At 58.6% G+C, this 21,227-nt stretch carries 19 protein-coding genes and 1 tRNA gene; 15 read left to right on the top strand and 5 right to left on the bottom strand.

The features are described from left to right. Window positions 1–103 precede the first annotated feature (103 nt). The 10 genes from acuI to ACVBAU_RS11115 all read left to right on the top strand — a co-directional run bounded on the left by acuI (window position 104) and on the right by ACVBAU_RS11115 (window position 10,357). Entirely contained in the window at window positions 104–1,096 is a 993-nt protein-coding gene (acuI, locus tag ACVBAU_RS11160) for an acryloyl-CoA reductase (protein ID WP_448326361.1), read from the top strand. A gap of 133 nt (window positions 1,097–1,229) precedes the next feature. Further along, complete coding sequence (locus ACVBAU_RS11155; protein WP_448326360.1) at window positions 1,230–2,651, top strand: cryptochrome/photolyase family protein; 1,422 nt, start codon at window positions 1,230–1,232, stop codon at window positions 2,649–2,651. A 77-nt stretch (window positions 2,652–2,728) separates the two neighbouring features. Next, window positions 2,729–3,937: a class I SAM-dependent methyltransferase gene (locus ACVBAU_RS11150; RefSeq protein WP_448326358.1), complete on the top strand. Its 1,209-nt coding sequence runs from the start codon at window positions 2,729–2,731 to the stop codon at window positions 3,935–3,937. Between the two features lie 32 nt (window positions 3,938–3,969). Next, the gene (locus ACVBAU_RS11145) at window positions 3,970–4,410 is read left to right on the top strand and encodes a TrgA family protein (RefSeq protein WP_138923248.1); all 441 of its coding nucleotides are present in this window, start codon (window positions 3,970–3,972) and stop codon (window positions 4,408–4,410) included. A 4-nt stretch (window positions 4,411–4,414) separates the two neighbouring features. Beyond that, window positions 4,415–5,548 (top strand): NUDIX domain-containing protein, encoded by a 1,134-nt coding sequence (locus ACVBAU_RS11140; protein WP_448326355.1) that lies wholly within the window; start codon window positions 4,415–4,417, stop codon window positions 5,546–5,548. A 14-nt stretch (window positions 5,549–5,562) separates the two neighbouring features. Continuing rightward, complete coding sequence (locus ACVBAU_RS11135) at window positions 5,563–6,597, top strand: cysteine synthase A (RefSeq protein ID WP_448326353.1); 1,035 nt, start codon at window positions 5,563–5,565, stop codon at window positions 6,595–6,597. Further along, on the top strand, window positions 6,594–8,948 hold the full coding sequence (locus tag ACVBAU_RS11130) for a DUF3772 domain-containing protein (RefSeq protein ID WP_448326351.1): 2,355 nt from the start codon (window positions 6,594–6,596) through the stop codon (window positions 8,946–8,948). The genes ACVBAU_RS11135 and ACVBAU_RS11130 overlap by 4 nt, the downstream gene beginning before the upstream one ends. Beyond that, window positions 8,945–9,664, top strand: coding sequence for an alanyl-tRNA editing protein (locus ACVBAU_RS11125; RefSeq protein ID WP_138923252.1), 720 nt, complete (start codon window positions 8,945–8,947; stop codon window positions 9,662–9,664). Before ACVBAU_RS11130 ends, ACVBAU_RS11125 begins: the two co-directional genes overlap by 4 nt. Window positions 9,665–9,746: 82 nt before the next feature. Further along, window positions 9,747–9,836, top strand: a tRNA-Ser gene (locus ACVBAU_RS11120). A gap of 89 nt (window positions 9,837–9,925) precedes the next feature. Then, window positions 9,926–10,357, top strand: a complete 432-nt coding sequence (locus ACVBAU_RS11115; RefSeq protein WP_138925107.1) for a YqaA family protein — start codon at window positions 9,926–9,928, stop codon at window positions 10,355–10,357. Window positions 10,358–10,442: 85 nt separating this feature from the next. Here the strand turns inward: ACVBAU_RS11115 and ACVBAU_RS11110 are convergent, their stop codons facing one another. Next, window positions 10,443–10,988 (bottom strand): YcbK family protein, encoded by a 546-nt coding sequence (locus tag ACVBAU_RS11110; protein ID WP_425263960.1) that lies wholly within the window; start codon window positions 10,986–10,988, stop codon window positions 10,443–10,445. A 337-nt stretch (window positions 10,989–11,325) separates the two neighbouring features. On the opposite strand from ACVBAU_RS11110, the gene ACVBAU_RS11105 reads away from it, so the two are divergent. The 4 genes from ACVBAU_RS11105 to ACVBAU_RS11090 are packed head-to-tail and all read left to right on the top strand — an operon-like array spanning window position 11,326 to window position 15,583. Beyond that, window positions 11,326–12,954, top strand: a complete 1,629-nt coding sequence (locus ACVBAU_RS11105) for a L,D-transpeptidase family protein (RefSeq protein WP_448326348.1) — start codon at window positions 11,326–11,328, stop codon at window positions 12,952–12,954. A 27-nt stretch (window positions 12,955–12,981) separates the two neighbouring features. Then, a complete protein-coding gene (gene lpxD / locus ACVBAU_RS11100; protein ID WP_448326346.1) occupies window positions 12,982–14,079 on the top strand; it encodes a UDP-3-O-(3-hydroxymyristoyl)glucosamine N-acyltransferase in 1,098 nt (365 codons plus the stop codon). Window positions 14,080–14,113: 34 nt separating this feature from the next. Beyond that, entirely contained in the window at window positions 14,114–14,371 is a 258-nt protein-coding gene (locus tag ACVBAU_RS11095; protein WP_138923255.1) for an acyl carrier protein, read from the top strand. 3 nt (window positions 14,372–14,374) lie between these two features. Beyond that, window positions 14,375–15,583, top strand: coding sequence for a beta-ketoacyl-[acyl-carrier-protein] synthase family protein (locus tag ACVBAU_RS11090; protein WP_138923256.1), 1,209 nt, complete (start codon window positions 14,375–14,377; stop codon window positions 15,581–15,583). 95 nt (window positions 15,584–15,678) lie between these two features. Here ACVBAU_RS11090 and ACVBAU_RS11085 read toward each other — a convergent pair whose 3' ends face one another. Then, window positions 15,679–16,326, bottom strand: a complete 648-nt coding sequence (locus tag ACVBAU_RS11085; protein ID WP_254700525.1) for an invasion associated locus B family protein — start codon at window positions 16,324–16,326, stop codon at window positions 15,679–15,681. A 520-nt stretch (window positions 16,327–16,846) separates the two neighbouring features. On the opposite strand from ACVBAU_RS11085, the gene ACVBAU_RS11080 reads away from it, so the two are divergent. Further along, a complete protein-coding gene (locus tag ACVBAU_RS11080) occupies window positions 16,847–18,397 on the top strand; it encodes a helicase HerA-like domain-containing protein (RefSeq protein WP_448326343.1) in 1,551 nt (516 codons plus the stop codon). A 71-nt stretch (window positions 18,398–18,468) separates the two neighbouring features. On the opposite strand, the gene ACVBAU_RS11075 is transcribed toward ACVBAU_RS11080, so the two are convergent. Genes ACVBAU_RS11075 through ACVBAU_RS11065 form a run of 3 tightly spaced genes read right to left on the bottom strand, consistent with a single transcriptional unit; the run spans window position 18,469 to window position 21,226 of the window. Beyond that, window positions 18,469–19,773, bottom strand: a complete 1,305-nt coding sequence (locus ACVBAU_RS11075; protein ID WP_448326341.1) for an ABC transporter permease subunit — start codon at window positions 19,771–19,773, stop codon at window positions 18,469–18,471. Beyond that, entirely contained in the window at window positions 19,770–20,780 is a 1,011-nt protein-coding gene (locus ACVBAU_RS11070; protein WP_093732301.1) for a branched-chain amino acid ABC transporter permease, read from the bottom strand. The genes ACVBAU_RS11075 and ACVBAU_RS11070 overlap by 4 nt, the downstream gene beginning before the upstream one ends. Further along, window positions 20,780–21,226, bottom strand: coding sequence for a hypothetical protein (locus tag ACVBAU_RS11065; protein WP_448326339.1), 447 nt, complete (start codon window positions 21,224–21,226; stop codon window positions 20,780–20,782). Before ACVBAU_RS11065 ends, ACVBAU_RS11070 begins: the two co-directional genes overlap by 1 nt. Between the last annotated feature and the right edge of the window lies 1 nt (window position 21,227).

Raw genomic sequence — 21,227 nt, 5'->3', positions numbered from 1 at the left:
GCAGCTTTAACGTTCGGGACCGAGGGGCCAGCCCCTCGGACTCCCCGGAGTTTACTGGCAAAATGAAGCGGGCCCTTAACGGCGGTCCGAGACAGGAGATATGATGTTTGATGCGTTGATGGTGAACAAAGATGAGGAAACCGGCAAGACCCATGCCGAGGTGACCCAGATTGACCTTGACCGTTTGCCCGAGGGTGACGTGACAGTTGCGGTAGAATATTCGACCGTGAACTACAAAGACGGGCTGTGCATCGGGCCCGGTGGCGGACTGGTACGCAAGTATCCGCACATCCCCGGTATTGATTTTGCAGGCACGGTCGAAGCGTCCGACGATGACCGCTATAAACCCGGCGACAAGGTTGTGCTGACCGGTTGGCGTGTGGGGGAGGCGCATTGGGGTGGCTATTCGCAAAAGGCGCGGGTCAAGGCCGACTGGCTGGTGCCCCTACCCGAGGGGCTGGATACGCGGCAAGCGATGGCTGTAGGAACAGCGGGCTTTACCGCGATGTTGTCGGTCATGGCGCTGGAGGATCACGGGCTGGTATCAGGCAACGGGCCGGTTCTGGTTACAGGTGCCGCAGGCGGTGTCGGGTCGGTTGCAGTCGCGATTCTTGCCAATTTGGGGTATGAGGTTGCTGGCGTAACCGGGCGCCCGGACACAGCGGATTACCTGAAATCTCTCGGCGTCAGCCAGATCGTTGCGCGCGAAGAGCTGAACGAAACCGTCAAGCGCCCGCTCGAGGCCGAGACCTGGGCCGGCTGCATTGATGCCGTTGGGGGCGAGATGCTGGCGCGGGTATTGGGCCAGATGAAATACGGCGGCTCGGTCGCCGCTGTTGGTCTTGCGGGCGGGGCAGGGTTGCCCGCCACTGTCATCCCCTTTCTGCTGCGCGGTGTGAACCTGCTGGGCATCGATTCCGTCATGCAGCCCTACGAGAACCGTCTGCGTGCATGGCAGCGGGTCGCGAAAGACCTGCCGCTCTCCAAGCTGGAAGATATGGTTGTGCCTGCAACGCTTAGCGATTTGCCGAAACTGGGCGCGGACATCCTGAACGGGCAGGTCCGGGGCCGTGTGGTGGTCGATGTGAACGCCTGAAACGGCATTCCCTAAGTTAAATTTACCGAGCGGCGGCCCCTGTGGGTCGCCGTTTGGCGTTAATAGGGACTGTTATGGTCTTGACGTTACGGGGGGCGTGCTAGCTTTGCATTACCTTAACGTAAAGTTTGATATGTCCGACAACAGCCCCATTCTTCTTTGGTATCGCCGCGATCTACGGCTGAGCGATCATCCCGCCTTGTCCGCTGCTGTGCAGTCCGGCCGTCCGGTTATTCCCGTCTTTATCAAGGACACCACGGTCGACGCCCTTGGCGCTGCGCCGAAATGGCGGCTCGGGCTGGGGCTCGGGGCGCTGGCCGACAGTCTGGGCGAAATATCCGGCAAGCTTGTGCTGCGCGAAGGCGATGCGCTGGACGTGTTGCAGACCCTCATCAAGGAAACAGGCGCGGGTGCTGTCTATTGGTCGCGGCTGTATGATCCGGCGAGTTTACAGCGTGATAGCAAGATCAAAGAAACCCTGTGCGACCAAGGCGTTGATGCCAAGTCCTTTGGCGGACATTTGATGTTTGAGCCGTGGAGCGTAGAGACCAAGGCAGGCGATTGCTACAAGGTGTACACGCCGTTCTGGAACAACGTCAAAACCCGCGATGTTGAGCCACCGCTGGCCGCGCCGTCTGATCTGTGCGCGCCGGAGGAATGGCCTGCAAGCGATGCGCTGGAAGGCTGGGGCTTGGAGGCCGCGATGGACCGTGGCGCGGATGTGGTGCGCCCCTTTGTCTGCCTTGGCGAAAAGGCCGCGCAGTCGCGGTTGGGGGCGTTTATGGCCCATGGGGTGGCAGGATATAAGCAAAACCGCGATATTCCAGGCACCGATGGCACATCCAACCTGTCTGAGAACCTGTCTCTCGGCGAGATCAGCCCGCACCAATGTTGGCACGCTGGCCAGCGCGCTCTGCATGACGGCAAACAAGGGGCAGAGACCTTTCTGAAAGAACTGGTGTGGCGCGAGTTCGCGTACCACCTGATGTATCACACGCCACGGATGCTGACGGATAACTGGCGCGAGGCATGGGATGCCTTTCCGTGGAACGAAGACGAACGCCGCACCGAGGTCACCGCCTGGAAACAGGGACGCACGGGCGAGCCCTTTGTCGATGCCGCCATGCGCGAGCTGTACGTGACTGGACGGATGCACAACCGGGGCCGCATGATCGTTGCCAGCTATCTGACGAAACATCTGATGTGCCATTGGCGGATCGGCCAAAAATGGTTCGAACACTGTTTGATCGACTGGGATCCCGCCAGCAACGCAATGGGGTGGCAGTGGGCGGCGGGGTCGGGGCCAGATGCGTCGCCTTACTTTCGCGTGTTCAACCCCGAGACACAGCTCGATAAATTTGATAAGAATAGAGACTATGCCAGCCGTTGGATCGCCGAGGGGCGGGCCAATCAACATAAGGATGCGCTCGCGTTTTTCGATGCAATCCCGCGCAGCTGGCCCTTGTCGGCACGAGATGACTATCCCGAAAAGATCATTGCGCTGGATGAAGGGCGTGAGCGGGCTCTGGAAACCTACAAGGGGCGAAACTTTTAACCCTTATGAAACGTGGATCTCCCACGTAACAGCCATAAACCAATAAGATACGCGTCCAAGCGCATACAGGAGAGCGAATGATTTTGACCAGCACCGAGGGGCAGGCCGCCCTTCCTCGATATTTCTCGCGTGTTTTTGCGATGGCGCAAGAAATGCAAAACGGGCAGGTCGATTTTGTTATGCCCGACGGGCGGTGTTTTCGCGCGGTTGGTACGAACCCCTTGCCAGTTGCGGAAATTCGTATACATAACAATGACTTGTTCGCCCGTCTTATCAGGGAGGGTGACCTTGGATTTAGCGACGCCTACCTTGATGAATGGTGGAGTACGCCGGACCTGCAGGCGTTCATGGACGTCGCCCATGCGAACGAGGACATTTACGACTCCTTTCCCGGTATGGGGCTGATCCGTAAATTTGAATCCCTGCGCTTCTGGTTGCAGCGCAACAGCAAAAAGCAGGCACGCAAGAACATCAGCTATCACTATGATTTGGGTAACGATTTTTACAAATTATGGCTTGATGACACGATGACCTATTCCAGCGCAATTTTCGAAGATGGGGTTCACCAATCACTGGAGGCAGCGCAGACAGCGAAATACGCCTCTATGGTCGACCAGATGGGGGTCTCTGCTGGGGATCACGTGCTGGAGATCGGTTGCGGTTGGGGCGGTTTTGCGGAATATGCCGCTAAGGAACGCGGATTAAAGGTGACCTGTCTGACAATCAGCAAAGAACAGTTTAGCTACGCCAAAGAACGTATAGAAAACGCAGGTTTATCAGACGTCGTTGAGTTTAAGCTTCAAGATTATCGCGACGAACGCGGCACCTATGACGGTATTGCCAGCATCGAGATGTTCGAGGCCGTCGGAGAACAGTATTGGCCGTCCTATTTCAATACCTTGCACGACTGTCTTAAACCTGGGTGTCAAGCAACGTTGCAGATCATCACCGTGCCAGATCGGCGCTGGAAGGTCTACAAGCGAGGCGTTGATTTCATTCAGAAATACATCTTTCCAGGCGGTATGCTCCCAAGTCCCACCGTGTTGAAGCAACAGGTTGAGAACGCCGGATTAGCCATTGAAAACTCTATTGAGTTTGGAAAAAGCTATGATGTAACGCTTCGACGTTGGCATCGGACCTTCAATGAAAAATGGGACGAGATCGCTCGCATGGGGTTCGACGAACGCTTTAAACGCATGTGGGATTTCTATCTGACCTCATGCGCGTCTACCTTTGACAGCGGCAATTGCGATGTGACACAGATCACGGTGAAACGCCCAGCCTAAGGGCGCATTGCTCGTAGTCTAAGGATGTTCCGATGCCGACCGCCGCCCGTCTGACCGCTGCCGTTTGTCTGGCACTGATGGGCTATGCCCTGTCGCGCATGATCATGCCATTGATGCCCACGTCGACGCAGTTCGGGTATTTCATCCCCACCAATATCGCCCTCGGGCTTGTCGTGGGATGGCGGGTCATCGGATCCCGTGCCGGCGGCGGCGTATCAGAGGGTATCACCAACGGCGTGACAGGTGCGGTGGTTTTGGTATTCTGGGGGCTGTTTGTGCAAAGCGGGCGCGAGATGATCGAGAAAGCGATGATGCATCGTTTCGACGGGGTCGGTGATGCGCTCGTCGGGATGATCGGTATCGGCGCAGAGTACTTTCTGATTATGGCGACGGTGCCGATTATCGCGGTCGTCCTTTTGGGCGGGGCCGTCAGCGGCATCGTGACCAACCTTATTGATAGAAGGTTCCCTTGAAGCGATGACAGATCTTTTCGTTTATGGATCCCTACGCCATGTGCCCCTGCTTGAAATCGTACTGGGCCGCACCTCGGACCGGTTGGATATTGCACCGGACTGCCTGCCCGATCACGTGGCCTTGTCGGTGGTGGAAGGGCCTTTTCCCTGCCTCGTGCCTGCGTCTGGTCAAAGCGCCGAGGGTCTGCTGCTTCGCGGGCTGGGTCAAAATGACCTGGACCGGTTGAATTTCTACGAGGGCAGCTTCGCCTACGATCTGCAAGAGGTGATGCTGGAAAGCGGGGCCAGCGCCTTGGGGTATTTCGCGCGGCCAGAACAATGGACCACGCGCGATCGTTGGTCACTGTCACAGTGGCAGGCGGAATGGGGCGCGCTCAGCTGCTTTGCCGCCCGCGAGGTGATGGATTACTTTGGCGTCTATTCCGCCGACCGTGTGGCGCAGATGTTCCCGATGATCCGATCGCGGGCCGCGGCGCAGATAAATGCGCAGCAGTCGAAACACGGGGCGGGGACGTTGGGCGGCGAGGTGCGGATCGACCGGATCGACCGCGCCTATACCAATTATTTCGCGCTGAACGAATACCATCTGGCGCATGAACGGTTCGACGGCAACATGACCGACGTGTTGGAGCGCGCGGTTTTTGTGGCAACGGATGCAGCGCTGGTGCTGCCCTATGATCCGCAGCGTGATCGGGTGATGCTGGTCGAACAGCTTCGCATGGGGCCTGTAGCACGGGGGGACCGGGCGCAGTGGCAACTTGAACCCATCGCGGGTCGCATTGATCCCGGCGAAAGCCCAGAGGACGCAGCACATCGCGAAGCGCACGAAGAAGCAGGGTTGTCCCTGACCAAGCTGGAAAAGATCGCCGAGGTCTATGCCTCCCCGGGGGATTCAACGGAGTTCTTTTATATTTATCTGGGGCTTGCCGATTTGCCCGACGAAATTACCGGCGTAAATGGGCTTGAGACCGAGAACGAGGATATTCGGTCACATTTAGTCGGGTTCGATGCGCTGATGACAATGGTTGATCAGCTTGAAGCTGCCAATGCCCCTTTGGTGATCGCCGCTTACTGGCTGGCAAGGCATCGGGAACGCTTGAGGTTGGAAGCGCCCGCAGCTACACCAGATGTAACTTGATTTAGGAGCATCCCATGCACGTCGCATCTGATCTGGCACAGGCCATTGGCAACACACCTCTTATCCGTCTGCGCAAGGCGAGCGAGGAGACTAGCTGCGAGATATACGGCAAGGCAGAGTTCATGAACCCCGGCCAGTCGGTCAAGGACCGTGCCGCGCTGTTCATCATTCAGGATGCCATCGCCAACGGCACGTTGAAACCAGGCGGCACGATTGTTGAAGGCACGGCGGGCAACACCGGCATCGGGCTTGCGCTGGTCGGCGCGTCGATGGGATTCAAAACCGTCATTGTCATTCCTGAAACGCAAAGTCAGGAAAAAAAGGACATGCTGCGTCTGGCCGGTGCCGAGCTGGTGCAGGTGCCAGCCGCGCCGTATCGCAACCCCAACAACTTTGTGCGCTATTCTGAGCGCCTTGCGAACGAGCTGGCACGTACGACGAACGAAGGCGTGATCTGGGCCAACCAGTTTGACAACGTTGCCAACCGTCAGGCGCATATTGAAACCACTGGCCCCGAAATCTGGGAACAGACCGGCGGCAAGGTCGATGGGTTCTGCTGTGCGGTCGGATCGGGCGGGACACTGGCCGGTATCGGCATGGCGTTGCAGCCCAAGGGCGTAAAAATCGCGATTGCCGATCCCGATGGGGCCGCGCTGCATAACTATTACACCAAGGGTGAACTGGTTGCCGAAGGCGGATCGATCGCCGAGGGCATCGGTCAGGTGCGCATCACCAAGAACCTCGAAGGGTTCACGCCTGATTTCAGCTATAACGTCTCGGACGCCGAGGCGCTGCCTTATGTATTTGACCTGCTGCAACACGAAGGGCTGTGCCTTGGCGCGTCGTCGGGTGTGAATGTGGCGGGTGCCGTGCGTCTGGCCAAGGATATGGGGCCTGGCCATACCATTGTGACGATCCTGTGTGACTTTGGCACGCGTTATCAGTCGAAACTGTTCAACCCTGAATTCCTGCGCGAAAAGAACCTGCCGGTGCCAGGCTGGCTGGACCGTGCGCCACAATCCATTCCCGGCGTTTTCGAAGACCAATGAACGCCACGCTCAGGGGGCTTCTGGCCAGCGGTCTTTTGGCGCTTTGCCTGACGACCGTGGCCATCGCACAGACCGACGTCGAAGAAACGGCGGAGCGGTGGGACAGCGTCGCCGTAAAGGCTGAACAATCGGTAGAAGAGGTCGATACCCCGACCACCGAACTTGAAAGCATGCGCGCGCGTGTCGTCGGCTACCGGTCTGAATTCGAGGCGGCGCGCACCCTGAACGCCGATCGCATCGCTGCGTTGCGCGATCAGCTTGCCGCTTTGGGTCCGGTCCCCGAGGGCGAGAATGCCGAACCCGAAGCGCCTGAAGTCGCTAAAACCCGCGCCGATATTAATCAACAACTGAACACGCTGCTCGCCCCCGTCCAGATCGCAGAACGAGAGTTCCTGCGGGCTGACGGTCTGGTCCGCGAGATCGACAAGCGTATACGTGATCGACAGACCGAACGGCTTTTGCGTGCGACGCCGTCACCACTAAACCCGACGTATTGGGCCCCGGCACTGGTGGACGCGCAAAACGCCTTTGCCGCTTTTTGGGAAGAAAGTGCAGAGCAAGACACCGACAGCGCTTTGGATACTTTGGAACGCAATCTGCCGACCGTACTATTTGCGGGTCTGGCGGGGCTGCTGCTGCTCTTTCGGGGCCGACTGTGGGCAATGGGGATCGTGAATAAGCTGCGCGATCGTCAGGCGCGTGGTTTGGGCATCTGGCGGTTCATCGTCTCGCTGCTGCGCATCCTGTTCCCATTGGCGGGCTTGTTTTTGCTGTCAATTGCCGCCCGTCAAAGCGGTTTTCTAGGCGCGCGATCTTCTTTGCTGGTCGAACTGCTGCCGCTCATCGGGTTAATGATCTTCGGGTTTCGCTGGGTGTCTGAACGCGTGTTTGCCCGCGAGCAGGAAGAGGCGCTGCTGCCTTTGCCCGCAGCCCAACGAAAAATGGCGCGGCTCTATGTGAATGCCATCACCCTCGTCGTCATCTTGTCGATTGTCGCCCTGACAGTGTTGGAATTTGGTGATCCCAGTACGGCGACCCGTGCGGTTGTGCAGTTTCCTCTGGCCGTGCTGACCAGCCTCGCGCTGTTTCAGATTGGCCGGATTTTGCGCGGCTATCGTGACCCCGACGAGGACACCCCAGACGCAGATGGCGTGACCAAGGCCTCTACCCATGCGCGAATCGTGCGCAGCGCAGGGCTGGGGGCAATTGCTGTGTCGATTGCCGCGCCGGTTCTGTTCGCCTTTGGCTACCAAGACCTGTCCGACGCGATTTTGCGTCCCTACGTCACGACGCTGGCGGTGTTGGGGCTGGTCATGGCGTTGCAACGGTTTTCGGCAGATGTGTACGGCGCGATAACAGGGCAGGGACCGGCTGCCCGCGAAGCCTTGATGCCGTTGCTCTTTGGGTTGATCCTGCTGATGCTGGCCGCGCCTGCGCTGGCGCTGGTTTGGGGGGCTCGGGTCGCCGATCTGACAGAGCTTTGGGCCGCATTCGGGCGCGGATTTACCGTCGGGGAAAGCCGTATCGCGCCATCGAACCTGCTGGCGTTTGCCATCATTTTCGCCATCGGTTATCTGCTGACGCGTTTGCTGCAAGGCACCTTGCGGAGCAACGTGCTGCCCAAAACCAAAATTGATATCGGTGGGCAGAACGCCTTGCTGTCGGGGCTTGGGTATGTCGGTATTTTTCTGGCCGCACTTGCGGCGATCACCGGTGCGGGGATCGACCTGAGCTCGCTCGCGATTGTGGCTGGTGCCTTGTCAGTCGGTATCGGTTTTGGTCTGCAAAACATCGTCAGCAACTTTGTATCCGGGATCATCTTGCTGATCGAGCGGCCGATCTCGGAAGGCGACTGGATCGAGGTCGGGGGCAAGTCGGGCTACGTGCGCGACATTTCGGTTCGGTCGACGCGGATCGAAACCTTTGACCGTACCGACGTTATTGTCCCCAACGCCGATTTGGTCAGCGGCACAGTGACGAACTTTACCCGTGGCAATACTGTGGGGCGGCTTATCGTAAAGGTGGGTGTGGCCTATGGCACCGATACCCGTCGGGTCGAAGCCATTCTGCGAGAGATCGCTGAAGCACAGCCCTTGGTGCTGGCAAACCCCGCGCCGAATGTGCTGTTGGTGAGCTTTGGTGCAGATGCGCTTGAGTTTGAAATCCGGGCATTTTTGCGGGATGTGAACTGGATGATGTCAGTCCAAAGCGATATCAACCACGCCATTGTCGAACGCTTTGCCGAAGAAAAAATCGAAGTACCCTTTCCACAGCGCGATGTCTGGTTGCGCAATCGCGCAACCGAACCAGCGCCGAAAGCGCCGAAACCAGACGGAGAAGCGGACAGTTGAGCCAACCGATCTACCTCACCGACACATACGCCCGCGACAGCGCGGCAAAAGTCGTCTCTATCACACCCGAGGGTGGGATCGTTCTGGACCGTGCGCTGTTCTATCCCACCGGAGGCGGACAACCCGGCGACAGCGGTTGGTTGAGCTGGGACAAGCAAACTATGCCTATTGCCACCACGGTGAAGGGGCAGGACGGCAGTGTTATTCTGGTCCCCGCCGAACCGGCGGTAATACCGCAGGCGGGCACCCATGTGACCCAGGCATTGGATTGGGATCGCCGGCACCGGCATATGCGCGTGCACAGCCTGTTGCATTTGCTGTCTGTGGTGGTGCCGTTTCCCGTGGTCGGCGGGCAGATTTCGGCGACACACGGGCGGATCGACTTTGATCTTGCCGATGCGCCAGAGGATCGCGACGCGATAGAAGACGCGCTGCTGTCTTATATTGGGCAAGATTTACCGATCACCGATCATTGGATCACCCAAGAAGAACTGCAAGCCGCTCCTGATCTGGTCAAGACATTGTCAGTGGCCCCGCCGGCGACAGCGGCCGAGGTGCGGTTGGTGCAGATCGGCGAGGATGACGCATGGATCGACCTTCAGCCCTGTGGCGGTACCCATGTTGCCAGAACCGGAGAGATCGGCGCGATACGCCTTGGTAAGATTGAGAAAAAGGGGCGCGACACCCGTCGGATCTACGTCCATCTCGACAGCTGAGCGGCGCATTGAAATCTTGTTGAAATTCGCGCGTTTTACCCCTTGCACCCCGACAGCAGGTCACGCTAAACACCCCCTCAATGGACAGGTGGCCGAGTGGTCGAAGGCGCACGCCTGGAAAGTGTGTAGGCGGGAGACCGTCTCCAGGGTTCGAATCCCTGTCTGTCCGCCATACCCCTCTTACGATAAAGTTCACCGCGATGACTTACGGTCTCGGCCGCCCGATAGCGGCGTGGCATGCCGTTCGGGGCGGTGGTTCGGATGACCGGATACCTCAGCCTATTCACCGTCGCCTTTCTGGCAGCGACGATTCTTCCGATGCAATCCGAAGCGCTGCTGGTCGGTCTGATGCTACATGGGCAGCACGGGGTTCCTGTGTTGCTGGCTGTGGCAACTGTCGGCAATGTGTTGGGGTCAGTGGTGAACTGGGGGCTAGGTCATGCGGTGCTGCGGTTTCAACACAAGCGCTGGTTCCCCGCATCGCCGTCGCAGATGGCTCGTGCCGAAATGTGGTACGCGCGCTATGGGCGCTGGTCGCTGTTGGTCAGTTGGTTCCCTGTTGTCGGGGATGCGCTGACCGTCACGGCAGGGGTGTTGAAAGAACCACTTTGGTCCTTTGTGGCGATCGTCGGGATCGGCAAGGCGCTGCGCTATGGGGTGTTGGCCTGGGTCACGCTGGCGTGGATCGGCTGACCATCTGACAAGGTCTATAGTATTGTTCAAAAACGAAAAAAGCGCCCGAGGGCGCTTTGTTTCCGTGGTAAACTCAGAGGCGCGATTAGCCGCCCCAGTTGCGCACCTGGCCGCAATCCATGTGGACGAAGTTCGAGCCCGAGTAGCGACCGACACCGCCGCCGTTGCAGGCGATTGCCGCGCGGGCCATCTGGTTCACCGAACGCGATGCCAGACGCAAATCAGCAGCCTGACCCCGCATGTGCAAGGAGTTTTTGGCCACACCGCCCGATCTGGAGCGCAGCATCGCGTTTGTCTGCGGGCTGCGATAGCCGGACAAAAGCATGTAGGGTTCGGATACGTCGAGAAGGTTGTGCGAGGCTGCCATGATGTCCACAGTACGCAGGTCCATCGATTTGACGCCATCGGTGCGCCAGTCGCGCATAAAATAGTTCAGCTCGGATACGGCGTCTTTAATGTAGTTGCCTTCGATCCAGTAGATCATGTCGATGCGTTCGCCGGTACGTCCGGAGTACATCTTGATGCGACGAATATCGCCGGCCCCACGTAAAAATCCTGCTGCGTTTGCAAAGCTCGGTGCTGCTGCTACGGCTGTCGCTGCGAATGCGCCCAATACGGAGCGCCGGGTCATGCCCGAAGTGCTCTTACCAGTCATTGTTTATGTGTCCCGTCTTCTGCCTTTGGTTCCATGATGTTACATGGAAATTTCCATCGATCCCCAGATGCAACAATTTATGGCATAGCGCGATTCTTGAACCAAGTGCTGAATCGAAAAGGTTCCATCTCACAACAAATTTAGGCGAATTTTTGCGCAACCCTTAGTGGCGTGATCATTTTTGCAACAGGGGCGATGCGGATAAGCATCAATTTACCCTTAGATTCCAGTTCACGGGCTTTGTTATTGGACAATACGCCGGGGTTCCATGCGTATCTAGGGAAACCAAAGCTCACCGATTTCGGGGGAATCAATGACTCATATTTTAGCTATTCAATCGCGGAAATTTCGCCGCCTTACTGGTTTTCTCGGGGCGGCTGCGACTGCTTTGACGCTCCTTACCGCACCGCAGCCCGCTTTTGCGCAGGTGACCGCGTTCAAACAAGCCGTCGCGGAAGCCGCAGCGCGGGACGAAGACATCGCTGCGTATTATCGGGTTCACGGGTACGCGCCGATCTGGACCGAAGCAAACGACACACAGCGTGCCCGTCGCGCTGCGTTGATGTCGGCCATCCGCGCCGCTGATCTGCACGGGTTGCCCGTCGCGCGCTATGACCCCCAAGGGTTGATGGACACGCTCAAGAATGCGCAAACCCCGCGCGATCGTGGTCTCGCCGAGGTAGAGATGACGCGCGTGTTCCTGCAATACGCGCGCGATCTGCAGACCGGCGTGCTGGTGCCGTCGCGCATCGACCCGTCCATCGTCCGCGAGGTGCCGTACCGCGACCGTCAAACCACTCTTACTGATTTCATTGCCGCCGATCCCACGCCGTTTCTGCGCAATCTGCGTCCGAACACGATGGAATATAATGCCCTGATGCGTGAAAAGCTGCGGATGGAGCATTTGCTGAGCCAGGGCGGCTGGGGCCCTGCGGTGCCCGCGTCGTCGTTGAAACCGGGCGCCCAAGGGGCGCAGGTCGTCGCGCTGCGCAACCGATTGATGTCGATGGGGTACCTCAAGCGCTCGAACGTGATGACCTATGACGCAACGCTGCAAGACGCCGTTCTAAGCTTTCAGAAAGACCACGGTTTGAACGAGGACGGCGTGGCCGGTCCTAGCACCATGGCCGAGATCAACAAAACCGTCGAAACCCGTCTGCAATCGGTCATCGTCGCGATGGAGCGGGAGCGCTGGCTGAACAAGGAACGCGGTGCACGCCACATTCTGGTTAATATTCCTGCGTTTACCGCGGCTGTGGTCGATAACGGGCTGGTAACTTTCGAAACCCGTACCGTTGTTGGCGCGAACCAATCAGACCGCCTGACCCCGGAATTCTCGGATGTGATGGAATACATCGTCATCAACCCCACATGGACGGTACCGCGGTCAATTGTGACCAAGGAATACCTGCCGTCGATGAAGCGGAACCCGAATGCTGCGGGCCATATTGATCTAATCGATGGCCGCGGCCGGATTGTCAGCCGAGGCTCGGTGAACTTTAGCCGTTATACTGAACGCACGTTCCCCTATGGCATGCGCCAAAAGCCCGGGCAGACCAATGCGCTTGGTCTGGTAAAGTTCATCTTCCCCAACAAATACAACATTTACCTGCACGACACGCCGTCCAAAAGCCTGTTCAGCCGTGATGTGCGCGCCTTTAGCCACGGCTGTGTGCGGCTCGCGGATCCGTTTGATTTTGCCTATACACTTCTGGCGGCGCAAACTTCTGATCCGGTCGGGTATTTCAAACGCCAGTTAGCCACAGGGCGTGAAACCTTTGTGCATCTGGACAACGAACTGCCCGTCCACCTCATCTATCGGACCGCCTTTACCACGCCACGCGGTCACACGCAGTATCGTGCCGACATCTATGGCCGCGACGGTCGCATTTGGGATGCGCTGAGCAAGGCGGGGGTGGCATTGGGCGCGGTTCAGGGTTAACTCGTCCCTGATAAGGGGAGACCGCATATGACCTATACCATCCAACAGATCGCCGACGCGCTTGGCTTGCCAGCGGTCGGCGATACGTCCATGTACATTGCCAAACTGGCAGAGCCAGCGGACGCGGGTCCCGACGATTTGGCGCTCGCCATGAGCCCCAAATACGCGCAATCCCTGTCAGACGGCGCGGCGCGTGCTGCCATGCTCTGGCCCGATGCCGACTGGCAAGGGATGGGATTGAAGGCGGCGATCCTGCCTGACCGTCCGCGTTTTGCCATGTCGGGACTGACCCGCATGATGGACCCGGGGCAGGGCTTTGGGACGGATATCCACCCCTCTGCCGTCATTGACCCGACAGCACAGCTGGCAGACGATGTATCCGTAGGGCCGCTGGCAATTGTGGCGGCAGGTGCGCAGATCGGCGCTGGCTCTGTCATCGGGCCGCAATGCTACATCGGAACAGACGCGGTTCTGGGCAAGAACGCCTATCTGCGGGATCACGTCAGCATCGGTGCTCGGGTCCGCATCGGCGACGATTTCATCGCACAACCAGGCGCGCGTATCGGCGGCGACGGGTTTTCCTTTGTGACAGCCGAACCCAGCACAGTTGAGCAGACCCGCAAGACCCTTGGCGATCGCGGCGACACAAAAGCGCAACAATGGACCCGTATTCACACGCTTGGAAGTGTGACCATCGGAAATGATGTGGAATGTGGGATGAACTGCACGGTGGATAGCGGCACCATTCGCAACACCACGATTGGCGACGGCACCAAGCTCGATAACCTCGTGCATTTGGGCCACAACGTTGTGGTGGGCAAGAACTGTCTGCTTTGTGGTCAGGTTGGCATCGCGGGCTCCGTGACGATTGGCGATAATGTCGTGCTTGGCGGTCAGGTGGGTGTCAGCGACAACATCACCATCGGCGACGGTGTGATCGCGGGTGGCGGCACCAAGATCCTGTCGAACGCGCCAGCAGGCCGGTCCTTGCTGGGCTATCCCGCGACGGAAATGGGCAAACAGATCGAAGGCTACAAGGCGCTGCGTCGCTTGCCGCGCTTGCTTCGCGATGTGGCGGCGTTAAAATCCCAGATGGGCAGCTCCAAAGACAGTGAAACAAGCTAGGGTCGTCCGCGGCCCGCTCTGACGGAGACTTAGGATGAACATCAAAGATCAAGTCATCAGCATCATTGCCGATCAAGCGTTTCTGACGCCATCGGATGTGAGCATGAACAGCACGCTGGACAGTCTGGGCATCGACAGCATGGGCATCGTCGAAAGCATCTTTGCGATCGAAGAAACCTTTGATGTCACGGTTCCGTTCAATGCGAACCAGCCGGATGCTACGGGGTTTGATATCTCTAGCGTTGCGAGCATCGTCGCAGGGGTGGAACGGCTGCGCGCCGAGCAGGCCTGACGCGTGAAACGGGTCGTCATTACGGGCGCGGGCACGGTCAATCCTTTGGGGTTGAACGTGCCCGATACACTTGAGGCCATGCGCAACGGTGTCTGCGGTATCGGGCCGCTTGCGTTTCGAGACGTGGAACGGCTGTCGATCCAGATCGGCGGGCAGGTGCACGGGTTTGACGGTGAAAGCCAGCACAACCGCCAGAAAATTGCGCTCTATGACCGGTTCACCCAATTCACGCTGGCCGCCGCCAACGAGGCGATTACCCAGTCGGGGCTTGTTTTCGCGGGAGAGCTTGCCGCAAAATCCGGCGTGGTGCTTGGTACGGCAGGCGGCGGGGTTAGCACGTGGGACGATAACTACCGCGCGGTCTATGCCGAGGGAAAAAACCGCGTGCATCCCTTTGTCGTGCCACGTCTGATGAATAACGCCGCAGCCAGCCACGTCAGCATGGAGCATCACCTTAAGGGGCCGTCGTTCACCGTCTCTACCGCTTGCGCATCATCAAACCACGCAATGGCGCAGGCCTTTTCAATGATCCGCAGCGGCATGGCACCGGTCATGGTTACGGGCGGATCGGAATCCATGCTGTGTTTCGGCGGCGTCAAAGCGTGGGAAGGTCTGCGCGTGATGTCACGCGACGCCTGCCGCCCGTTTTCGGCCAATCGGAACGGGATGGTGCAGGGCGAAGGGGCCGGAATCTTTGTATTCGAGGACTACGACCACGCGCGTGCCCGAGGGGCAGAAATCCTGTGTGAGGTATCGGGGTTTGCGATGACATCGGATGCTTCAGATATTGTGATGCCCTCCAAGGCAGGGGCCGCACGCGCCATTAAAGGCGCGTTGCAGGACGCGCGGATCAACCCTGACGAGGTGGGCTATATCAACGCGCATGGCACCGGAACGATGGCCAACGACAAGACCGAATGCGCAGCGGTAGCGGATGTCTTTGGGACCCATGCGGACAGGCTGATGATCAGTTCAACCAAGTCGATGCACGGCCATTTGATCGGTGGCACCGGCGCGGTAGAGCTTTTGGCCTGCATCATGGCGCTGCGTGATGGGGTGATCGCCCCGACCATCGGCTACGAAGAACCCGACCCCGACTGTGCGCTGGACGTTGTGCCCAATATCGCACGGGATGCGCGTGTTACTGTTGCGCTGTCCAATGCTTTTGCCTTTGGCGGCATGAACGCGGTGCTGGCCCTGCGCGCAATCTGAACACGCGAGAATACCCAAACGTCGACGTATAAAAAAAGCCGCCTCGGTCAGAGGCGGCTTTTGTAACTCAGGGGGCCAGATGACCAACCAAAGACTTACTTGTTTTCAACAATCGAGGATTTGTCGAAGCTGGCTGTGAACCCGTCAAGCGACAAGGCCAGTTCAACCTTCTGGTCGGGGGCCAGCGCGGGCACAATCGTGATCACCGCTTCCTTGCCACGCTTGAATGCGGCAACGTCGGCATCGGTCAGACCCATGCGCACATAGCAGCCAACGGGGTTACAGAACGCGAAAGGATAACGGCGGGCTTTGCCACCATCGACGGTCAGGGTCATTTGCGAGGGCAGGGCCGTTTCCAATGGTACAACAACCGTGGCACCTGCCGTTGCCTTGCCGCCGCTTGGCAGACGGAACAACGAGAATTCGGCAACAGGTGCGCCTTGGCCATCATCCATCAGCTGGTACATTTGGCAGGGGTCGACCTCTTCTTCGGTCTTGATGCAGCGCATTTCCCACGCACCGATCACTTCTTTGGTGTAGGGCTTTCCAAGGGTCGGCTCACCGTCAGAGTCTTCACCAAGGCTGAGCTGCGATTGCACATCTGTGCTGCTGCCGGTGGTGGTGTTCTCTTCGGTCGAGGGCACCGCTTCAGCGGTTGGTGCCGTAGGCGCAGTCGTTTCCGGAGCGTCTGTTGCTGCGGGTGTTTCCGTGGCTGCAGTTTGTGCATAACCGGAAACGGGCATAGTCAGAGCCATCGCCGCGCAAAGAGGGAGAAGTGTGATATACTTTTTCATGCTCGTTCCAAATCAGTTAAATTCGACGCCATCTACCATGCGCCAATGCCAATGTCAGGATGATAGCGGTGAAACGATCCTGATTTAAGGCAAAGTTTCGCCTATTTCATCGGGGGTTATGGCAATGCTAGCCAATCGCAGGGGGCTAAATAGAAAAAAGGACGCATAGCGCCCTTTTCCCTGTTCTTCGTTCTCCCCGTCGGACTTGGCCGACTTATTAAGGGCACGTTACGAAAGCATTGATGAACCGTCAATATAAAATATCACAATCGTTTCAGACCGGTGAACCTGTCCAAAATGAAAAAGGGCCGCACCCGAAGGCACGGCCAAGTCTGACAGGGAGGAAGTGTCGCCGATACGAAAAGAACATCACGACCGACGACAAAATCACTATGGTGTGAAAAGGTTAAGTTTGTATGCTCTCCCTGCACTTTGACTGCAGGCTATTGGCCTAAAAGGACTTAAATACGTGACAAATGATATTTTCATCGGCGGGGGTGGCGAAGCCTATGCGACCAAACAATTTCTCAACATCGGCTATGCCAACCGTCACGGTCTGATCGCGGGGGCGACGGGCACGGGCAAAACGGTCACGCTGCAAATCCTCGCCGAAGGCTTCTCTGCCGCTGGCGTGCCGGTGTTCTTGTCCGACGTAAAGGGCGATCTATCAGGCCTCGCGCAGGCCGGATCCGCCAGCCACAAGTTGCACACCCCCTTTTCCGAGCGCGCGCAAACCATCGGTTTTGACGATTTCGACTACAGCGCTTTCCCTGTGACCTTCTGGGACATGTACGGCAAACAGGGCCATCCCGTCCGGACGACGATTTCGGAGATGGGCCCGTTGCTGCTGGCGCAGCTGTTGGACCTGACCGAGGCGCAAGAGGGCATTTTGAACATTGCCTTTCGTGTCGCCGACGAAGACGGATTGCCGCTGCTGGACCTGAAAGATTTGCAATCCTTGCTGGTCTGGATCGGCAAGAACGCCTCTACGTTGGCGCTGCGCTATGGCAATGTGTCTGCGGCGTCCGTGGGCGCGATCCAGCGGCGGCTCCTGGTCCTTGAAAACCAAGGGGCGGCTGACCTTTTTGGTGAACCTGCACTGGCGCTGAGCGATCTGATGCGGACCGACACGGATGGGCGCGGCTTTATCAACATCCTCGCCGCTGACAAGCTGATGCAAGCCCCAAAACTTTATGCGACCTTTCTGCTATGGCTGCTGTCCGAACTTTTCGAGGAACTTCCCGAGGTTGGTGATCCGGACAAACCCAAACTTGTCTTCTTTTTCGACGAAGCACATCTGCTGTTCGATGATGCCCCTAAAGCGCTGGTAGATAAGGTGGAACAGGTGGCGCGTCTGATCCGCTCCAAAGGGGTGGGGGTGTATTTCATCACGCAAAACCCCGCCGACGTACCCGAAGATATCCTTGGCCAGTTGGGCAACCGTATCCAGCATGCCCTGCGCGCCTTTACCGCCCGAGACCGCAAAAACCTGCGCCTCGCCGCCCAAACCTACCGCGACAACCCGCGTTTCGAGACCGAAGAAGCGATCCGCGAGGTCGGCGTGGGCGAAGCCGTCACGTCGATGCTGCAGAAAAAGGGGATACCCGGTGTTGTCGAGCGGACCTTGATCCGCCCGCCGTCGTCGCAGCTTGGCCCCCTTGATCCTGCCATCCGCGCTGCCCTGATGGCGCAAAGCCCGATGGCCGGGAAATACGACACCCGCCTCGACCGCGCCTCGGCTTTCGAAATGTTGGCCAAACGGGCAGAGGACGCCGCGAAAGAGGCGGCACAGGCCGAAGAGCAAGCGGAAGCCGAAGATACATCGCCGGCCCTGCGCGAATTCAACGCAGCGCGGCGTTATGCTGGCAAACGGGTGACACGATCCACGTCGAAACGCAGCACGAAGCCAGATGACAGCTTTGGTGGTGCCATCGCAAGCGTGGTGATCAAAGAGCTTAAGGGGACAACCGGCCGCCGCATCGTGCGTGGTATTCTGGGCGGGTTGTTCAAAGGACGTTAAAGCCCCTTCCAAATGGACCTAAATCCTCGCCGAAGGCAGGCCTTATCCCGCAGGGGATAAGGCCTATTCCTTTACTTCTCGGGGATCAATCCGCGCGGGCTGAACCTAAGTACCAGCAGCAGCACTGCGCCCATGGTCAGCAACCGCATATGGGCGGCGGAGTCGATCAGATGGTCTTTTAGCCAATAGCCATCAGACATGCCCGCGGTCGCCAGGTGCATCAGCCACAGGCCCATGGGTTCTACCATCACCCAAAGGTACCACATCAAAAAGCCCCCCAACACGGCCCCCAGATTATTGCCAGAACCGCCGACGATCACCATGACCCAGATCAGGAAGGTGAACCGCAACGGCTGATAGGATCCGGGCGTCAGCTGGCCATCCAGCGTGGTCATCATCGCCCCCGCGATGCCGCAAATGGCAGAGCCGAGGATGAACACCTGCAAATGCCGCGCGGTAACGTCTTTGCCCATGGCTTCGGCTGCAACTTCGTTATCGCGGATCGCGCGCAGCATCCGTCCCCATGGCGAATTCAGTGCCCGCTGGCTCAGCCACATGAGCACCAGCAGCACCACGGCGAACAGGCAGACGTCCAGGAACTTGACCCAAAGCGTCGACGCTTCCACAGGGTTGAACCCGAACCCAGCCGCTTGTGCCACAAAGCCCGCGTCGTTTTGCAGGTCGATCTCATAGGGCACAGGGCGTGGGATGCCGATAACATTCTTGACGCCGCGCGATAGCCAGTCCTCGTTCTTGAGCACAGCGATGATGATTTCCGCGATTCCCAAGGTGGCAATCGCAAGGTAATCCGACCGCAGCCCAAGGGCGGTTTTTCCGATCAGCCAGGCAGCCCCGGCGGCAAACAGCCCGCCAACCGGCCAGGCAAAGATCACCGGCAGGCCAAGCCCCCCGAGATAACCTGTGGTGGCAGGGCTCACGGCCTCTACCGCGCTGACCGAAGGGTCGAGCAGGGCGCGAAAGATAAAGAACCCGCCAACCAGCACCGCCAGCACGACCAACGTGCGGAGCCAGCCCTTGGCCATGCGCTTCATCACTTGAACCGCCAGCAGGATCGTCGCAGCCCCCATTAGCAAGGCGGCGACAATGCCCCAGCCGCCCGCGGACCAAGCCCCTTCGGAGGGGGGCATACCAATCAGCACAGCGGCGAGACCACCCAGTGCCACAAAACCCATGATGCCCACGTTGAAAAGCCCTGCAAAGCCCCATTGCAGGTTTACCCCAAGCGCCATGATGCTTGAAATCAGCCCCATCGCAATGATCAGCAGCGCGGCGTTCCAGCTTTGGGTCACGCCGGTCAGCATGATCAGAACCGCGACGATGGCGAAAAGGCCGGTGTTTTTGACTGTCTCGTTCATACCGATTGCCCCTTGAATAGACCTGTGGGTTTGAACAGCAGCACGATCAATAAGATCACGAAGCTGACGGCGAATTTATAGTCGGTGGACAGAAGCTGGACCAATCCGTCGGGGGCAAGCCCCTCGGGCGCGAGGTAGCCGAACACTTTCTTCCACGCATAGGTGATTGTCACCTCGGAAAACGCGATGACAAAACCGCCTGCAATTGCTCCGATGGGGCTGCCAAGCCCGCCCACGATGGCGGCGGCGAAAATCGGTAACAGCAGTTGGAAATAGGTGAAGGGTTTGAAGGACTTGTCCAGCCCGTAAAGCACGCCCGCGGTGGTCGCGAGGCAGGCGACGATGATCCATGTGATCATGACCACCCGTTCAGGGTTGATGCCCGACAGCAGCGCCAGATCCTCGTTGTCGGAATAGGCGCGCATGGATTTGCCCGACCGCGTCTTGTTCAAGAACCAAAACAGCGCGGCAACGACGATGACAGCCGTGACAACCGTCAGCCCTTGGGTGGTCTTGATCGCCAACCCTTCTTCGAGACCGGTCATCTCTTTGAAGTCCCGCGCCGAGATGATGAAGCGTTCCCCATCCAGAAAGCGTTGATCCTCTGCGCCGATGATAAAGCGGGTGATGCCGTTGTAGACGAAAGTCACCCCCAACGAGACGATGACGAAAATCACCGGCTTGGCCTTCTTTTCGCGGTAGAAGCTATAGACCAGCTTGTCGGTGCCAAGCAGCAGTCCGATGGTGATGATGATCGCGAATGGCAGGGCCAGCAGTGCGGTCGGCAAGACCCCCAGGCTCAGCCCCAGCGACTGGAACCCCCACGTGATCAGCACTGCCGACATGGCCCCAAGCGCCATGGTATCGCCATGGGCAAAGTTCGAGAACCGCAAGATGCCGTAAACCAGTGTCACCCCAAGCGCGCCAAGCGCCAGTTGCGACCCGTAAGCAATGCCCGGGACCAGCACATAGTTGGCCAAGGCGACGAAAGCGTTGAGTAAATCCATTATTTGCATGTCCCTAGATAGCTGATGGCGATAGGCCCATCAGCATAATGCACGGTGTATCGGGCAGCCCCGTCGGCGGCGATGCTGAGCAGGTGGCGGGCGTCAAACCCGCCGCCCATCAGGGACAGCGCCTTAGCCTGTTTCGTGCCGGTCAGAGTGACGGTTTCGGCGTCGCTGACCATTTGTGATTGAACCGCCAGCGCATCAGCAGATGCGCCGCCTGCAGTGCCGGTGACGTCGGGGGTGAACTCTGTCTCTGTGCAGGGTTCGTTTTCGACGCACTCCCAGACAAAGCGGCAGCCGATGGCGATGGTTTGCTGAAACGGCTCTGGCGGTGCTGTTGAAACAGTGCCGGCCGCTGGGGCAGGCGGTGCCGCGTCGGTGCTTTGCTGTGCCAAGGCTGGCTCGGCATAGGCGATAAGGGCCAGTGGAAGGGTCCATCGCATC

The sequence above is a fragment of the Sulfitobacter sp. M13 genome (assembly GCF_053474885.1).
This window is presented reverse-complemented; position numbering and strand designations above follow the sequence as displayed.

Excerpts from the sequence above, each read along its gene's own strand:
- acuI (WP_448326361.1), top strand. The coding sequence starts at position 104 with ATGTTTGATGCGTTGATGGTGAACAAAGATGAGGAAACCGGCAAGACC.
- ACVBAU_RS11155 (WP_448326360.1), top strand. The coding sequence starts at position 1,230 with ATGTCCGACAACAGCCCCATTCTTCTTTGGTATCGCCGCGATCTACGG.
- ACVBAU_RS11150 (WP_448326358.1), top strand. The coding sequence starts at position 2,729 with ATGATTTTGACCAGCACCGAGGGGCAGGCCGCCCTTCCTCGATATTTC.
- ACVBAU_RS11145 (WP_138923248.1), top strand. The coding sequence starts at position 3,970 with ATGCCGACCGCCGCCCGTCTGACCGCTGCCGTTTGTCTGGCACTGATG.
- ACVBAU_RS11140 (WP_448326355.1), top strand. The coding sequence starts at position 4,415 with ATGACAGATCTTTTCGTTTATGGATCCCTACGCCATGTGCCCCTGCTT.
- ACVBAU_RS11135 (WP_448326353.1), top strand. The coding sequence starts at position 5,563 with ATGCACGTCGCATCTGATCTGGCACAGGCCATTGGCAACACACCTCTT.
- ACVBAU_RS11130 (WP_448326351.1), top strand. The coding sequence starts at position 6,594 with ATGAACGCCACGCTCAGGGGGCTTCTGGCCAGCGGTCTTTTGGCGCTT.
- ACVBAU_RS11115 (WP_138925107.1), top strand. The coding sequence starts at position 9,926 with ATGACCGGATACCTCAGCCTATTCACCGTCGCCTTTCTGGCAGCGACG.
- ACVBAU_RS11110 (WP_425263960.1), bottom strand. The coding sequence starts at position 10,988 with ATGACCCGGCGCTCCGTATTGGGCGCATTCGCAGCGACAGCCGTAGCA.
- ACVBAU_RS11105 (WP_448326348.1), top strand. The coding sequence starts at position 11,326 with ATGACTCATATTTTAGCTATTCAATCGCGGAAATTTCGCCGCCTTACT.
- lpxD (WP_448326346.1), top strand. The coding sequence starts at position 12,982 with ATGACCTATACCATCCAACAGATCGCCGACGCGCTTGGCTTGCCAGCG.
- ACVBAU_RS11095 (WP_138923255.1), top strand. The coding sequence starts at position 14,114 with ATGAACATCAAAGATCAAGTCATCAGCATCATTGCCGATCAAGCGTTT.
- ACVBAU_RS11085 (WP_254700525.1), bottom strand. The coding sequence starts at position 16,326 with ATGCCCGTTTCCGGTTATGCACAAACTGCAGCCACGGAAACACCCGCA.
- ACVBAU_RS11075 (WP_448326341.1), bottom strand. The coding sequence starts at position 19,773 with ATGAACGAGACAGTCAAAAACACCGGCCTTTTCGCCATCGTCGCGGTT.
- ACVBAU_RS11070 (WP_093732301.1), bottom strand. The coding sequence starts at position 20,780 with ATGGATTTACTCAACGCTTTCGTCGCCTTGGCCAACTATGTGCTGGTC.
- ACVBAU_RS11065 (WP_448326339.1), bottom strand. The coding sequence starts at position 21,226 with ATGCGATGGACCCTTCCACTGGCCCTTATCGCCTATGCCGAGCCAGCC.